13 protein-coding genes are annotated in these 16,025 nt (G+C 66.0%); 9 read left to right on the top strand and 4 right to left on the bottom strand.

Annotation, left to right across the window (positions count from 1 at the left end):
- Window positions 1-2: 2 nt before the first annotated feature.
- Genes BN1133_RS07860 through BN1133_RS07845 form a run of 4 tightly spaced genes read right to left on the bottom strand, consistent with a single transcriptional unit; the run spans window position 3 to window position 4,587 of the window.
- Complete coding sequence (locus tag BN1133_RS07860; protein WP_050665977.1) at window positions 3-1,109, bottom strand: enoyl-CoA hydratase/isomerase family protein; 1,107 nt, start codon at window positions 1,107-1,109, stop codon at window positions 3-5.
- 15 nt (window positions 1,110-1,124) lie between these two features.
- On the bottom strand, window positions 1,125-1,895 hold the full coding sequence (locus BN1133_RS07855; RefSeq protein ID WP_050666017.1) for an enoyl-CoA hydratase: 771 nt from the start codon (window positions 1,893-1,895) through the stop codon (window positions 1,125-1,127).
- Between the two features lie 10 nt (window positions 1,896-1,905).
- Window positions 1,906-3,063, bottom strand: a complete 1,158-nt coding sequence (locus BN1133_RS07850; protein ID WP_050665976.1) for an acyl-CoA dehydrogenase family protein — start codon at window positions 3,061-3,063, stop codon at window positions 1,906-1,908.
- A 9-nt stretch (window positions 3,064-3,072) separates the two neighbouring features.
- Window positions 3,073-4,587, bottom strand: coding sequence for a CoA-acylating methylmalonate-semialdehyde dehydrogenase (locus BN1133_RS07845; RefSeq protein ID WP_050665975.1), 1,515 nt, complete (start codon window positions 4,585-4,587; stop codon window positions 3,073-3,075).
- A gap of 155 nt (window positions 4,588-4,742) precedes the next feature.
- On the opposite strand from BN1133_RS07845, the gene BN1133_RS07840 reads away from it, so the two are divergent.
- From BN1133_RS07840 to BN1133_RS07800, 9 genes are all read left to right on the top strand, one after another.
- Complete coding sequence (locus BN1133_RS07840; RefSeq protein ID WP_050665974.1) at window positions 4,743-5,879, top strand: isovaleryl-CoA dehydrogenase; 1,137 nt, start codon at window positions 4,743-4,745, stop codon at window positions 5,877-5,879.
- Complete coding sequence (locus BN1133_RS07835; RefSeq protein ID WP_050665973.1) at window positions 5,879-7,477, top strand: carboxyl transferase domain-containing protein; 1,599 nt, start codon at window positions 5,879-5,881, stop codon at window positions 7,475-7,477. Before BN1133_RS07840 ends, BN1133_RS07835 begins: the two co-directional genes overlap by 1 nt.
- Window positions 7,478-7,487: 10 nt before the next feature.
- Window positions 7,488-8,306 carry an enoyl-CoA hydratase-related protein gene (locus BN1133_RS07830; protein ID WP_050665972.1) on the top strand — a complete coding sequence of 273 codons (819 nt, stop codon included), beginning with the start codon at window positions 7,488-7,490 and terminating at the stop codon, window positions 8,304-8,306.
- A complete protein-coding gene (locus BN1133_RS07825) occupies window positions 8,303-10,213 on the top strand; it encodes an acetyl/propionyl/methylcrotonyl-CoA carboxylase subunit alpha (protein WP_050665971.1) in 1,911 nt (636 codons plus the stop codon). The genes BN1133_RS07830 and BN1133_RS07825 overlap by 4 nt, the downstream gene beginning before the upstream one ends.
- Window positions 10,214-11,128, top strand: a complete 915-nt coding sequence (locus BN1133_RS07820) for a hydroxymethylglutaryl-CoA lyase (RefSeq protein ID WP_050665970.1) — start codon at window positions 10,214-10,216, stop codon at window positions 11,126-11,128. It abuts the gene before it with no gap.
- Window positions 11,125-11,514, top strand: a complete 390-nt coding sequence (locus tag BN1133_RS07815; RefSeq protein WP_050665969.1) for a MerR family transcriptional regulator — start codon at window positions 11,125-11,127, stop codon at window positions 11,512-11,514. Before BN1133_RS07820 ends, BN1133_RS07815 begins: the two co-directional genes overlap by 4 nt.
- A gap of 37 nt (window positions 11,515-11,551) precedes the next feature.
- Window positions 11,552-12,313: a substrate-binding periplasmic protein gene (locus BN1133_RS07810; RefSeq protein ID WP_050665968.1), complete on the top strand. Its 762-nt coding sequence runs from the start codon at window positions 11,552-11,554 to the stop codon at window positions 12,311-12,313.
- A gap of 28 nt (window positions 12,314-12,341) precedes the next feature.
- Complete coding sequence (locus tag BN1133_RS07805; protein WP_050665967.1) at window positions 12,342-15,182, top strand: DUF748 domain-containing protein; 2,841 nt, start codon at window positions 12,342-12,344, stop codon at window positions 15,180-15,182.
- A 183-nt stretch (window positions 15,183-15,365) separates the two neighbouring features.
- A complete protein-coding gene (locus BN1133_RS07800; RefSeq protein WP_050665966.1) occupies window positions 15,366-15,959 on the top strand; it encodes an acetate uptake transporter in 594 nt (197 codons plus the stop codon).
- Window positions 15,960-16,025: the final 66 nt, after the last annotated feature.

Below are 16,025 nucleotides of genomic sequence, written 5' to 3'. Positions count from 1 at the left end.
CCTTAGGCAAGTTGAGCCAGGGGATTGTCCCCGCCGCGCCAGCGCCACATGTCGGCCAGCCAGTCGGCGGGCACCTCGCTCTGCCTGGCGAAGCGCCAGCACGGGGACTTGTCCTTGTCGATAAGCAGGGCGCGCACCCCTTCCAGAAAATCCCCCTCCAGCACGCAGTTGACCGAGAGGGCGAGCTCCTCGGCAAACACCTCGGCCAGCGACAGGTGGCGGGCATGCCCGTATTGCTGCCAGGCGATGGCCCGGCTGATGGGGCTGCCACCGTGGCACGTCGCCTGGGCCTGGGCCAGGGCCGGCCAGGGCGCGAGATCGGCGGCAAACAGGCGCGCCAGGATCCCCTCGAGGGAGCGACCGGCCAGCAGCGCCTCTATCTGCCCCCGGTGGGGCAGCAGCAGAGGCTCGGGGGCCGGCATCCCCTCCCCGAGGCGAACGAGCAGGCCGAAGATGGCCTCATCGAGCGCCTCCCCCTCGAGCCGCCAGTCCAGCCCCTGCAGCCGCTCCTTGAGCTCAGCGCGGCGCGCCGCCGGGATCAGGGCATCGGCCATCCCGAGCGCCAGGGCATCGCTGCCGTTAAAGCGGGCCCCGGTGAGACCGAGCCAGAGCCCGAGCCGCCCCGGCATACGTGACAGGAACCAGCTGCCGGCCACATCCGGGTAGAGGCCTATGCTCACCTCGGGCATGGCGAGCAGGCTCTGCTCGGTCAGGATGCGAAAACGGGCCCCCGCCAACAGGCCGATACCGCCGCCCATGACGATGCCATGGCCCAGGCAGAGGATGGGCTTGGGATAGGTGTGAATGGCGTGATCGAGGCGGTACTCCTGCTCGAAGAAATCGGCGGCGAACTCACCGAGCACACTCACCGGCTGCTCCTGGGCCAGGTGGTAGAAGGAGCGGATATCACCGCCGGCGCAAAACGCCTTCTCTCCCCCCTCCAGCCAGACGGCGCGTACCCTTGGATCCTCAGCCCACAGGGCGAGCTGCCGGCTCAGGAGCCGGATCATCGGCAGGCTCAGGGCGTTGAGGGAGGCGGGGGCATCCAGGGTCAAGACGCCGATACACAGATCCCCGGGCAGGGGCAGATGGCTGACATGGACTGTCATCAGGCTCTCCTCGTCTCAGTAGTGCCAGCGGGGTGGACGTTTTTCCAGGAAGGCCTGCACCCCCTCCTGCTGATTGGGGTCATCAAACAGGGCGAGGAAGGCCTCGCGCTCCAAAGGCAGCGCCTCGTCACGGGGACGACGACGCCCCTGATTGATGAGCCCCTTGCAGGCACGCAGGGCCGCCGGGCTCTGCTGGGCGGCGTGAGCCGCCATGCGCCGGGCCGCCTCGACCCCGTGCCCGCTCTGCACCACCTGCTCCACCAGCCCAATCTCGTAACCCAGGGTCGCATCGACCCGCTCGCCGCACAGGATCATCCGCTTGGCCCAGCCCGGCCCCACCAACTCGGTGAGGCGCTGGGTACCGCCGGCACAGGGGAGCAGCCCTACCGAGGCCTCCGGCAGGGCCAGCACCGCCTGCTGCTCGGCGATGCGGATGTCGCAGGCGAGCGCCAACTCGAGACCGCCCCCCATGGCGAAGCCGTTGATGGCGGCAATGGTGACGCCGGGGAAGGCGGCCAGGGCGTCGAAGGCCTGGCCAAAGGCCTCGCCCACCTCGCGGGCCAGCCCCTTGTCATCGCCGGAAAACTGCTTGAGATCGGCCCCGGCACAGAAGAACTTCTCGCCGCTGCCAGAGAACACCAGGGCCACCACCTCGGGGCGGCTTGCCACCTCCTGCAGTATGTGGGTAAGGGCCTGCAATCCGTGCAGGGTCAGGGTATTGGCGGGAGCATGGTCCAGGGTCAACAGGGCGGTATGACCGTGATACTCCACATGGATCCTTGTCATCATGGGGCATTTACTCCAGGCTGAGCCCCTGCTCGCTGAGCAGGCGGCGGGCAATAATGAGGCGCATCACCTCGTTGGTTCCCTCCAGAATGCGATGCACCCGGGTATCGCGCAGATAGCGCTCGAGGGGGTAGTCGCGGGTATAACCATAGCCACCGAACAGTTGCAGCGCCTCGTCACAGATCCTGAAGCCGATGTCGGTCGCAAAGCGTTTGGCCATGGCGCACCAGGCGCTCTTGTCGGGGCAGCCCTCATCGAGCCTCGCCGCCGCCTGACGCACCAGGAGGCGCGCCGCGGCAAGCTCGGTCGCCATATCGGCCAGACGAAACTGCACGCTCTGAAATTCGCTGATCGGGTGACCGAACTGCTCGCGCTCCCGTACATAGGCGAGCGCGTCGTCGAGGGCCCGCTGGGCGGTTCCCACCGAGCAGGTGGCGATGTTGATGCGCCCGCCATCGAGCGCCTGCATGGCAAACTTGAACCCCTCACCCTCCTGCCCCAGACGATAGGCGGCAGGCACCCTGACCCCTTCGAAGATCACCTCGCGGGTCGGTTGGCTGTTCCAGCCGAGCTTCTCCTCGGCCTTGCCGTAACGCACGCCCCTTGTCTCGGCCGGCACCATGAAGGCGGAGATCCCCCCCGCCCCGGGGCCACCGGTGCGGGCCATCACCACCAGCACGTCGGTGCTGCCTGCCCCCGAGATAAACACCTTGCTGCCGTCGATGAGGTACTCCTCTCCCTCGCGCACCGCTCGAGTCTTGAGGGCAGCGGCATCCGATCCTGCCCCCGGCTCGGTGAGGCAGTAAGAGCCGAGCAGCTCGCCGCTCGCCAGGCGCGGCACCCAGACGGCGGCCGTCGCCTCGGGCAACCACTGCCCCAGCATCCAGCTCACCATGTTGTGGATGGTGAGGTAGGCGGTGGTCGAGGTGCAGCCCATGGCGAGCTGCTCGAAGATGAGGCTGGCATCGAGGCGGGGCAGCCCCAGACCGCCGTGATCCGGCGTGGTGTAGAGGCCGCAGAAGCCGAGCTCGGCCGCCCCCTTGATGGTCTCGATGGGGAACTCATGCTCCCGATCCCAGCGCGCCGCGTGGGGGGCCAGGGCCTCCTCGGAGAAGGCGGCCGCTGCCGCCATAAAGGCTCTCTGATCCTCGGTGGGTCTAAAGTCCATGTCTGCTCCTCAGCGCAGGGTGATGGTGAGATTGGGGCCGGCGGCCGACTCGTCGTCGAACCAGCGTTCGGTGACCGTCTTGGTCTCGGTATAGAAGCGCACCGCCTGTTTGCCGTAGGCGTGGAGATCCCCGTAGAAGGAGCCGCGCCAGCCGGTGAACGAAAAGAAGGGGAGCGGCACCGGGATAGGGACGTTGATCCCCACCTGGCCCACCGCCACCTCATGGCGGAAGTGACGCGCCGCGGCGCCGCTGCCGGTGAAGAGCGAGGTGCCGTTGCCATAGGGGTTGTCATTGATAAGTGCGATGGCCTGCTCCAGGCTCTCCACCTCCATGCAGGCGAGCACCGGGCCGAAGATCTCCTCCCGGTAGAGCCCCATCTCTGTGGTCACGCCGCGAAACAGGGTAGGCCCCATCCAGTTGCCCTCGGGGTAGCCGGGCACCTCCACCGAGCGCCCATCCACCAGACACTCGGCCCCCTCACGGACGCCGGCCTCGATAAGACCCGCCACGCGTGCCTTCGCCCCCTGGCTGATGAGGGGGCCATAGGCCGCCCCTTCGTCGTTCCAGGGGCCCGGGCGCACCGCGCGAAACGCCTCGGCCAGCTCGGGGATCCAGTCACGGGCCGCCCCCACGAAGACCGCCACGCTGATGGCCATGCAGCGCTGGCCGGCGGCGCCGACCCCGGCCCCCACCAGATTGCTCAGCACCTGGCTCTTGTTGGCATCGGGCAGGATCACCATGTGATTCTTGGCGCCGACGAAGCACTGGGCCCGCTTGAGGTGATGGGTGGCGGTGCGGTAGACATGGGCCCCGACCCGGGCCGAGCCGACGAAGCTCACCGCCTTGATGAGAGGATGGGTAATGAGCTGATCCACCTGCTCTCCCCTGCCGTGAATGACGCTGAGGATGCCATCGGGGGCGCCGGCCTCCTTGAAGAGCTCGGCCAGGCGCATGGGAGTGAGGGGATCCTGCTCGGAGGGTTTGAGCACGAAGCCGTTGCCACAGGCGATGGCGAGCGGAAACATCCAAAGCGGGATCATGGCCGGGAAGTTAAAGGGGGTGACACCGGCGCACACCCCGAGGGGCTGCATCCAGGAGTGGCCATCCACTCCGCGGGCCACGTTGCCCAGGGTCTCTCCCATCATCTGGCTGGCAATGCCGGAGGCTTGCTCCACCACCTCGATGCCGCGCCACACGTCCCCCTTGGCGTCGGCCAGGGTTTTGCCGGTCTCCTGGGCCAGCAGCTCGGCCAGCTCGTCATGATGCACCTTGAGCAGGTGGGCAAAACGCATCATCACCCGCGCCCGCTCCGGGGCAGGTACCTGTCCCCAACTGCGCTGGGCCTCGGCGGCGCTCTGGATGGCCAGCTCCACCTCATCGCTGGTGGCGCAGGGCACGCGCGCCAGCAGGCGCTGATCGAGGGGGCTGTGAACCGGCAACCACTGATCGCTTTGGGACGGCACGGCGTGCCCCCCGATGAGCAGGGGAAGGTCGCCAAAACGGGGGGATAACGAACTGGCCATGGCAGGGCTCCTCATGGAAATTTACCTTAGACTAACAACTGATTTACGTTTACGCTAACGTAAACTTACCCCTGGATTGGACGGACCAGTTGGGGTCATTCAGACCCGGCTGTCACTCTGGGCGCCCATCCCCATGACTCACGGAGAGAGAACCCATGCATGACGACAGCCTCGCCCCCCTGATCGATCAGGTGGAAGCCTTCTGCCAGAAGCGGATCGCCCCGCGCGCCGCCGAGATCGACGTGAGCAACCAGTTTCCCCGCGATCTCTGGCCCGAGCTCGGCGAGCTGGGACTGCACGGCATCACGGTGGCCGAGGAGTATGGCGGGGTGGCACTGGGCTATCTCGCCCACGTCATGGTGATGGAGCAGGTGAGCCGGGCCAGCGCCTCGGTGGGCCTCTCCTACGGCGCCCACTCCAACCTCTGCATCAACCAGATCCACCGCCACGGCACACCGGAGCAAAAAGCCAAGTACCTGCCGGAGCTGGTGAGCGGCCGCCACGTGGGGGCACTGGCCATGAGCGAGCCGGGCGCCGGCTCCGATGTGGTGAGCATGCGCCTGACCGCCCGGCGCGACGGGGATGACTTCATTCTCAATGGCAACAAGATGTGGATCACCAACGGCCCCGATGCCGAGGTGTTCGTCATCTACGCCAAGACAGATCCGGCCGCCGGCCCCAAGGGGATCAGCGCCTTTATCGTGGAGAAGGGCACCCCGGGCTTTGGCACCGCCCAGAAGCTCGACAAGCTCGGCATGCGTGGCTCGAACACCTGCGAGCTGGTGTTCGACCAATGCCGGGTGCCCGCCGCCAACCTGCTCGGCGCCCTGGGGGGCGGCGTGCGGGTGCTGATGAGCGGCCTCGACTACGAGCGCATCGTGCTCGCCGCCGGCCCCCTTGGCATCATGCAGGCCTGCATGGATGTGGTGCTCCCCTATGTGCGCGAGCGCAAGCAGTTTGGCCAGCCCATCGGCGAGTTCCAGCTGGTGCAGGGCAAGCTCGCCGACATGTACACCCGTCTGGCCAGCGCCCGCGCCCTGGTCTATTCGGTGGCCCGCGACTGCGACGCCGGGCGCACCAGCCGCAAGGATTGCGCCGCGGCCATCCTCTACGCCGCCGAGAGCGCCACCCAGATGGCCCTCGATGCCATCCAGCTGCTGGGAGGCAACGGCTACATCAATGACTACCCGACCGGGCGTCTGCTGCGCGATGCCAAGCTCTACGAGATAGGCGCCGGCACCTCGGAGATCCGCCGCTGGCTCATCGGCCGGGAACTGATGGGAGAGGCATGATGGCGCACCTTCTCTCCAGCCTCGACACCCGCGCTCCCGACTTTATGGAGAAGCAAGCCGCCATGGCCGCCCTGGTGGCCGATCTCGACGCCCGACTGGCCGTCGTGCGCCAGGGCGGGGGCGCGGCCAACAACGCCCGCCACCAGGCCAGGGGCAAGCTGCTGCCCCGGGATCGACTGCTGCATCTGCTCGATGCGGGCTCCCCCTTTTTGGAACTCTCCCCCCTGGCGGCCCACGAGGTCTATGACGAGCCGGTGCCCGCCGCCGGCATCATCACGGGGATCGGCCGTATCCAGGGACGCCTGTGCATGCTGGTGATCAACGACGCCACCGTCAAAGGGGGCACCTACTACCCGCTGACGGTAAAAAAACACCTGCGCGCCCAGGCCATCGCCGAGCGGCTGCACCTCCCCTGCCTCTATCTGGTCGACTCGGGCGGTGCCTTCCTGCCGATGCAGGACGAGGTGTTTCCTGACCGGGATCACTTCGGTCGCATCTTCTACAACCAGGCGCGCATGTCGGCCCGGGGGATCCCCCAGCTCGCCGTGGTGATGGGGCTCTGTACCGCCGGCGGCGCCTATGTGCCGGCCATGGCCGACGAGTCCATCATGGTGAAGAATCAGGCCACCATCTTCCTCGCCGGTCCACCACTGGTTAAGGCGGCCACCGGCGAGGAGATCAGCGCCGAGGCGCTCGGGGGTGCCGAGGTGCACTGCGCCCTCTCGGGGGTGGCGGATCACCTGGCCCGGGACGATGCCCATGCCCTCGCCCTAGCTCGCACCCTGGTGAGCCATCTGCCTGGCGATGACAGTGAGCCGGCCCCTTATGCAGAGCCGCGCTACCCCATCGAGGATCTCTACGGCCTGGTGGGTGCCAACCTCAAAAAACCGGTGGAGGCGCGGGAGATCATCGCCCGCCTGGTGGACGACTCGGCATTTGACGAGTTCAAGGCGCGCTTTGGCACCACCCTGGTCACCGGCTTCGCCAGCATCTGCGGCATGCCGGTGGGGATCCTCGCCAACAACGGGGTGCTGCACAGTGACAGCGCCCAGAAGGGGGCCCACTTCATCCAGCTCTGCAACCGGCGCGGCACCCCACTGCTGTTTTTACAGAACATCACCGGCTTCATGGTCGGCAGCGCCGCCGAACATGGGGGCATCGCCAAGCACGGGGCCAAGCTGGTCACGGCAGTGGCCTGCAGCCGGGTACCCAAGCTGACCCTGATCACGGGTGGCAGCTTCGGTGCCGGCAACTATGGCATGGCCGGGCGCGCCTTCGAGCCTGACTTCCTCTTCAGCTGGCCCAACAGCCGCATCTCTGTGATGGGGGGAGAGCAGGCCGCCGGCGTACTGACCCAGGTGCGCCTGGACAAGCTCGCCGCCGAGGGACGCCGCCCCGGGGATCAAGAGCTAGAGGACATTCGCCGCCCCGTGCTCGAGCAGTACGAGCGTCAGGGCCACCCCTACTACGCCAGTGCCCGCCTCTGGGATGACGGGGTGATCGATCCGGCCGACAGCCGGATTGTGTTGGCCCTGGCCCTGGCCGCCTGCCGGCAGCGTCCGCTGGGCGACGAGCAGTACGGCATCTTTCGCATGTAAAGGAGGCCTCATGAACGGATTGAGAGTGGAGCAGCACGGCCCGGTCGCCGAGCTCATCCTGTGCCGCCCCGAGCGCCACAACGCCCTCGATGAGCGGCTCATCGAGCAGTTGCAAGAGGCCCTGGAGGATCTGGGGCACACCCATGGCCAGCCCATCGAGCGGCGCCCCCACGTCCTTATCCTGCGCGCCGAGGGGGCCCATTTCTGCGCCGGGGCCGACCTCAACTGGATGAAGAGCCAGGCCCACAGCGACTTCGAACACAACCGGGAAGATGCCCGCCAACTGGCGCGTCTGCTCCACATCCTCCATACCCTGCCCATGCCGACCCTGGCCCTGGTGCAGGGGGCGGCCTATGGGGGAGCCCTGGGTCTCATCGCCGCCTGCGACATGGCCATCGCCGCCGAGGATGCCCGCTTCTGCCTCTCCGAGGTCTCTCTGGGTCTGGTGCCCGCCATGATAGCCCCCTATGTGGTACGGGCCATGGGGGTGCGTCAGGCCCAGCGCTATATGCTAAGCGCCGAGCCCTTCGACGCCATTACCGCCTGCCGCCTGGGGCTGGTACACGAGACCGCCCGCACCACCGAGCTGCTCACCCAGGGCCGCCAGCGAGCCGTGCGCCTGTGCCAAAACGGCCCGGAGGCGATGAAAGAGACCAAGCGACTGCTCGCCCACCTCTCTCTCGATCCGGCTCTCTATGAGGAGATCACGGTCGACGCCATCGCCCGGGTGCGTGTCGGCAAGGAGGCCCAGGAGGGGATGCAGGCCTTCTTCGACAAACGCCGCCCCGCCTGGCGCCAACATCAGGACCCCGACAAGGAGACCCCATGAGTCCGATCCGTCGCCTGCTTATCGCCAATCGGGGCGAGATAGCTTGTCGCATCATTCGCACTGCCCGCACCCTCGGCATCCACACCATCGCCGTCTACTCCGAAGCCGACGAGGGGGCACTTCACACGACCCTGGCCGACGAGGCCTGGCCCATCGGGCCGGCCGCCGCCCGGGAGAGCTATCTCGACGGTGAGAAGATACTCGCGGTCGCCCGCGCCGCCCGTGCCGATGCGGTACATCCGGGTTATGGCTTCCTCTCCGAAAACGACCGCTTCGCCGAACGTCTCGAGCAGGAGGGGCTGATCTTCGTCGGCCCACCGGCCAGCGCCATCCGCGCCATGGGAGACAAGGCCGGCGCCAAGGCGTTGATGGCTGCCGCAGGCCTGCCCCTGATGCCCGGCTACCACGGGGAAGATCAGAGCGAGGCCACCCTGCTCGCCGAGGCCCGCCACATTCCCTTACCGCTGCTCATCAAGGCGGCGGCAGGGGGCGGCGGCAAGGGGATGCGCCGGGTCGACCGACTGGAGGATCTCTGCGAGGCGCTCGCCTCGGTGCGCCGTGAGGCAGCCAGCGCCTTTGGCGATGAGCGGGTGCTGCTCGAGCGCTATCTCGAGCGGGCCCGCCATGTGGAGGTGCAGATCTTCGCCGACCGTCACGGCCACGCCATTTATCTGGGGGACAGGGACTGCTCCTTGCAGCGCCGCCACCAGAAGGTGATCGAAGAGGCCCCGGCGCCGAGCCTGCCCGACTCGCTGCGCCAGGCCATGGGGGAGGCCTCGGTCGCAGCCGCCCTGGCCATCGGTTACGTGGGGGCCGGCACCATGGAGTTTTTGGTCAGTGGTGACGACTTCTACTTTATGGAGATGAACACCCGACTACAGGTGGAGCACCCGGTCACCGAGTGCGTCACCGGCCTGGATCTGGTGGCCTGGCAGCTGGGTGTCGCCCAGGGGGATCCCCTCCCCCTGACCCAGGAGCAGGTACGGCTCACCGGTCATGCGGTGGAGGCCCGGCTCTATGCCGAGGACGTGGCCGCCGGTTTTTTGCCGGCCAGCGGCCCCATTGAGTGCCTCACTTGGCCGGACGGGGTGCGCATCGATACCGGTGTGCGCGCCGGGGATATCATCAGCCCCCACTACGATCCCATGATCGCCAAGTTGATCGCCCACGGCCGGGATCGCGCCGACGCCCTGGCCAGACTGGCCTGCGCGCTGGATGCACTGACCCTGACCCCCCTGAGCCACAACGGTCCCCTGCTGGCACGCCTGTGCCGCGACCCGGATGTGCTGACCATGGCCCACCATACCCAGTGGCCTCTGCCGACCGCTGACGCCCCCCCCCCGGAGATCGCCTGGCTCGCCGCCGCCCTGCTACTGATGCCACAGGCCGGCGACAGGGATCCCTGGCTGCAATTTCGGGGCTTTCGACTCGGGGGATTTCAGGAGCTGCAACTCACCCTGCAACTGGGGGAGATGCGGCGCCCCCTGACGCTCACCTTCGATCGCCGTTCCCATGTGGCCTGGCAGGGACAATGGATCCCCTGGCGCCGGGAGGACTCGCAATTGCAACTCTTTATTGGCGGGCACTGGTGCACCATGGGGTGGCGCGGGGCGGCCCTCCATCTGGAGGGCGCCGCCTACCCCTTCCTCTTGTGTCACCCTGACCTTGACCCTGTCGAGGCCGAGGCGGCACACGGCGCCATCGCCCCCATGCACGCCATGGTGGTGGAGGTGCTGGTGCGCACCGGTGAGCGGGTCGCCAAGGGGCAACCTCTGGTGGTGCTCGAGGCGATGAAGATGGAGCACACCCTGCGCGCCCCCGAGGAGGGGCAGGTCGCCGCCATCCACTGCGCCCATGGCGATCAGGTCAGCCAGGGCATGACGCTGGTCAGCTTCGAGGAGACCTAGATGAGCGATCGTGTAACCCTGGTGGAGATGGGCCCCCGGGATGGCCTGCAAAACGAACCCCACCACCTCCCCCTGCCACTTCGCATCGAACTGGTGGAACGCCTGTGGCGCAGCGGCCTCTCCCGCATCGAGGTGGCGGCCTTCGTCTCCCCCAAGCGCGTTCCCCAGATGGCCGATTCTGCGGCCCTTCTGGCCGCCCTGCCCCGCCACCCGGACCTGCGTCTCGGCGCCCTGGTACCCAATGAGCAGGGACTCATGGCCGCCCTTGGCGCCGGCGTGCAGGAGATTGGCCTCTTTACCGCCTGCTCCGAAGGCTTTACCTTGGCCAACATCGGCATGGGTATTGAGGAGTCTCTGCTGCGCTTTGGCCCCCTGGCCAGCGAAGCCCGCCGCCACGGGGTCCGGGTGCGGGGCTACCTCTCCACCGTCATCGCCTGTCCTTATGACGGCATCACCCGCCCCAAACGGGTGGCTCAACTCGCCGCCCGGCTGCTCGACCTTGGCTGTGACGAAATTTCCCTCGGCGATACCATAGGGGTCGGCACGCCGGGCAGCGTGGCGCCCATGCTCGACGCCGTGCTCGGCGAGGTACCTGCCGGCCAGGTGGCGGTCCACTTTCACGACACCTATGGCCAGGCCCTGGCCAATCTGTTACCGGCTCTGGAGCGGGGTATACGCATCATCGACAGCTCGGTGGCCGGGCTCGGCGGCTGTCCCTATGCACCGGGGGCCTCGGGTAACCTGGCCAGCGAAGAGGTGGTCTATCTGCTGCAAGGGCTGGGGCTCGACTGCGGAGTCACTCTCCCGCTCCTGGCCGCGACCGGAGAGTGGATCAGCCGGGCGCTGGGGCGCCCCAACGGCTCGCGCACCGGGCGAGCCCTCTGTGCCAAGGCGCGTCAGGAGGTGCACTCATGAACCGAACCTATACCATCTCCCAGCTGGCCCAGGAGTTCGACATCACCCCCCGCACCATCCGCTACTACGAGGATGAGGGGCTGCTGACCCCCACCCGGGAGGGGCAAAGTCGCATCTATAACCAGCGGGATCGTACCCGCCTCAAGCTGATCCTGCGGGGCAAACGGCTGGGTTTTAGCCTGGCCGAGGTGCGCGAACTGTTTGAGCTCTACGATGCCGATCCCTCGAGCCGCACCCAGCTGCACTCCATGCTGGCGCTGATCACGGTGAGACGCGCCGCCCTGGATCAACAGATGGAGGATATCCGCATGGTGATGGCCGAGCTCGAGGCAGCCGCAAAACGCTGTCAAAGGGCCCTCGATGACTTGAATTCCGGTGCCGCCTAGGAAAAGCTGAGAGTGGGGCTTGAGCGGGGGATGATGGATGAGGTGGCTGACTGGATTGGGGCTCTTTTTCGCCTGCTTCGCCTGGGGTGCCGTCGAGGTGAAGGTCGGCGGCTATCCTTTCGCCCCCTTCGTGGAGAAGCGCGCCGATGGGGGTTGGCAGGGGCTGACGCTGGATTTAATCGAGGCGCTCAACGCCGGGCAGTCTGACTATCACTTCCTCTTTGTCCCCACCTCGAGCGCCAACCGCTATGAGGCGCTGCAGCTTGGTCGTTTCGACATGATGCTGTTTGAAGACGTCAACTGGGGTTGGAGCAGTGAGCGGATCATGATCTCCCCACCCTTTCTGTTTGACGGCGAACGCTACATCGCCCTCAACAAGCCGGGGCGGGACCAACGTCTGTTCGACCAGATCGACAAGCTGCGTCTCATCGGCGTCAAAGGGTATCACTACGGCTTCGCCGACTTCGAAGGGGATCCCGCCATCTTGCAACAGCGCTACGACATCCTGCTGGTCAAGGATAATGTCAGTATCATCAAGGCACTGCTCCTGGGCAGGGGCGATGTGGGGATCATCACCCAGGCCTATCTGCAGCGCTATCTTGACCAGCACCCCGAGCTCAGGAAGCAACTGCTCATCTCCCATAACTGGGATCAGCGCTATCAGCTCAGGGCCCTCATCCATCCCGCATCCAGGGTGAGCCTTCCCATGCTCCAGCATTATCTTGGCGAGCTGGAGCAAAAGGGGGTACTGACCAAACTGTGGCAAGCCTATGGTTTGAGCGCCGTCGCGGTGCGATAATGGCGCCATCAAAGGCCTGAGTGAATCCATGTCGTACTCCCAGCTTCGCCGTTACTGGCCCCTCATTCCGTTTACCCTGCTGATCTTGCTGATCTGGCAGACCCCTGTGCTCCTGCATCGCTATCTGCCCCCCTGGCTGGCCGAGCGCACCGGTCTGCAACTTGAGTGGCAACCTCCGGTATTTGGCCTTCACACCCTGAGCCTTCCCGCCCTGAGCCTCAGGGACAGCGCAGGAGCCCCCCTGCTCGCCTGGGACGAGCTTACCGTGGCGCCGGCCTGGTGGGACTCACTGCGTCAGCAACGCCTCATCCTTCACACCCTGTCTCTGGGCGGGGCTCGCCTCGAGCTGGTACGCACCGGTGACGCCACCCTCAATCTGATGACGGCGCTGGCCCCCTTGCGCGGCGATGCCAGTGCCGCGCCCTCCGGCACCCCACCCGGGCTGGAGATTGGGCAGCTGAGCGTGCGGCGCGGTGCGATTCACTATCGCGACGAACGCGCCCTGGCCAAAGGCCGCCGGGATCCGTCGCTCACTCTGGATAACATCGACCTGACCCTGCCCGGCGTTAACCTGATGGCCGCAGCGCCCCTGCCCTATACCCTGACCGCTCGCCTCAACGGGGCGGCGCTGCAGAGCAAGGGAGAGGTGCGTCTCTCCCCCTGGACGGTCAGTGGCGACAGCCGGCTCGAGGGGCTCTCCCTCGCCCCCTTCACCCCGCTCTGGCAACCCTGGTTCAAGGCAACGATCACCAAGGGCACCCTCACCGCGGCAGCCCGCTGGCAGGCTGGCGAGGCGGGCTGGAAGATAGAGGCAGGCAAGCTGCAACTGGGCAAGGTGCATCTGGCTCGCAGCAAGGCTCAGCCCGGCAGACCGGGCGAGTGGCTCAACTTCGCCACCCTCGCCCTCGACGGGATCAAGGTCGATGGCCAAAAACAGCAACTGAGCGTCAAGAGCCTGAGCTGGCAATCCCCCCATCTGGCGCTGCTACTCGACGAGCGCTATGAGCCGGACCTGATGGCCCTGCTGCCCCCCACTGACGCCAAAGACACTGCGCCTCCCACACCCTGGCGCTGGACGCTGGATAAGGTGCAGCTCAAGGGGGGGAGTATCGACCTGTGGGAGTCCAGCTCCGGCAAGTCCCGCCAGCGTGCCTTCTCGAATCTGGATCTGACCCTGGGCGCTCTCTCGGAGCGGCTCGACAAGCAGAGCCCGTTCACCTTCTCAACCCGGCTCGACCAGGAGGCCAAAGGCTCGTTCAACGGAGCGATAAGCCTCTCCCCCCTGCGCCTGACGGGGGCCCTGGCGCTTGACGAGATTCCCCTGGGTTGGGCCCAGGCCTATGTACAAAACTACCTGAGGCTGCGCATCGAGTCGGGTGCGCTCACCACCCGCCAACAGCTGCATCTCGAGCAGGACAGCGCCGGACGTTGGCGCCAGGCCACCCTGGAAGGGGGGCTGACCATTCGTGATGTCCGGGTGGTGGACAAGCGCGACAACCAGCGACTGCTCGCCTGGCAGGAGCTGCAGGTGGAGCGGCTCAAGAGCGATCTGCTCACCCTCAAGAGCGAGATAGGCCGTGTTCTTCTTGAGCAGCCCTTCAGTCGCCTCGAGATAGACAAGGAGGGCAACACCAATCTCGCCTCCCTGCTGCTGCCCAACGCCCCGACCCGGGATCCGCAGAGCGCGGGCCCAACCCCTCGCCTGCATATCGATGAGGTCGTCACCCGTCAGGGCAACCTGCGCTTTGCCGATCGCCGCCTGAGCCGGGACTTTGTGGTCGATATCGCCGCACTCAACGGCATCACCCGCAACGTCAGCAACATCCCCGGCAATCGCTCCCGGATCAGCCTGCAGGGCAAGGTAGATCGCACCGCCCCCGTCTCTATCGAGGGGAGTGCCAACCTGCTGATCGAGGAGCCGGTGCTGGATCTGGTGGCCAATTTCAAGAGCCTGGAGCTCACCACCTTCACCCCCTACAGCGCCACCTATGCAGGCTACGCCATCGATCGGGGCCAGGTCTCCATGACCCTCAAATACCAGTTGGAGGGGAGCAGGCTCGAGGGGAGTAACGACATTCGCATCACCAAGCTCAAGCTGGGCGAGAAGGTGGAGAGCCCCCAGGCACTGGATCTCCCCCTCAAGCTCGCCATCGCCCTGCTGTCGGATGCCAATGGCGTGATCAACCTGGATCTCAAGGTCAAGGGGGATCTCAACCAGCCTGACTTCAAGATAGGCAGCCTGCTGTGGAACGTTCTTGGTAACACACTGAGCAAGGCGGTCACCGCGCCCTTCTCCCTGCTCGCCTCCCTCTCGGGGAGCAGTGAGTCTCTCGATGAGGTGCAGTTTGCCCCCGGTGAGAGTGAACTGGCGCCCGCCCAGCGTGAACGGGTCGCCAGCCTGGCCGATGCCCTGCAGCAGCGCCCCCGGCTCGGGATCAACCTACGCGGTGAGGTCGACAAGCGGGGAGATCTGCTGGCGCTGCAGCGCCAGCAACTGGAGAACCAACTCGGCAAGGAGCTGGATCGCAGTATCTCCCTCGGCGACATCGGGCAGGATCCCGAGATGCAGGAAGCCCTGGAGGATCTCTTCCAGACCACCTTCGCTGGCCCGCTCAAGGAGCAGGCTCTGGCCCATCAACTGGTCCCGGGCAGCAACGGCGCCTGGCAGTGGGGCATAGAGACACTGGCCACCCGCCAGGAGGTGAGCGACAAGAGCCTGCGCCGGCTGGCGACACGCCGAGCCCAGGCCATCAAGGCAATGTTTGTGGATGATTACAAGATCCCGCCGGATCGGGTCTTCGTCCTCGACAGCCAGATAGCAGGTGAGCAAGGGGGGCCCCGCGTCCTCTTCTCTACCGAGCTCAACTAAAAAGAGCCGTTTTCACACCAAGTGTGCAACAGCGCAAAAACAGGGGGGAAACAATCGGTTTCTCCCCTTCCCATGTTGTGGTTTTTTTTCACCAAAGCCGAGCTTTCCCCCTTGTCTCGTCCCGTGGCCATGACTAGAATCCCGCGACTTTTTAATCAATCCCCCACCTTTGGAGATCCTCACGTGAGTGAAAAACTGGCCAACCCGGCACCCCTCGGTCTGATGGGCTTCGGCATGACCACCATCCTGCTCAACATCCACAACGCAGGTTTCTTCCCGATCAGCGCCATGATCCTGGCCATGGGTCTCTTCTACGGCGGCGTCGCCCAGATCATCGCCGGCATCATGGAGTACAAGCGTGGCAACACCTTCGGTGTGACCGCCTTTACCTCCTACGGTCTGTTCTGGCTGACCCTGGTGGCCCTGATCGTCATGCCGACCATGGGTCTGGCTGAAGCCACTCCCCACGCCTACATGGGCTGGTACCTGCTGATGTGGGGCGTCTTCACCCTCTTCATGCTGTGCGGCACCGTCAACTTCCCCAAGGTGAAGCAGTTTGTCTTCGCCTCATTGACCGTACTCTTCTTCCTGCTGGCCGCCCGCGACTTCACCGGCAGCACCCTGATCGGCACCATTGCCGGTTTTGAAGGGATCATCTGTGGTGCCAGCGCCATCTACCTGGCCATGGCTACCGTGCTGAACGAGCAGTTCGGCCGCGTCGTGCTGCCCATCGGTGAGAAGGCCAAGCCGGTCGCCACCCTGAAAGCCGCCGCCTGATCACGGCGCGTCGAGATGAAAAAGGGCTCCCGATGGGAGCCCTTTTTGTTGCCAATATCCCTCCCC

This window comes from Aeromonas schubertii, from assembly GCF_000820105.1.
Classification (GTDB): Bacteria; Pseudomonadota; Gammaproteobacteria; order Enterobacterales; family Aeromonadaceae; genus Aeromonas; species Aeromonas schubertii.
Note: the sequence above shows the minus strand (reverse complement) of the source record. Positions and strands in the feature narration are given on the sequence as shown.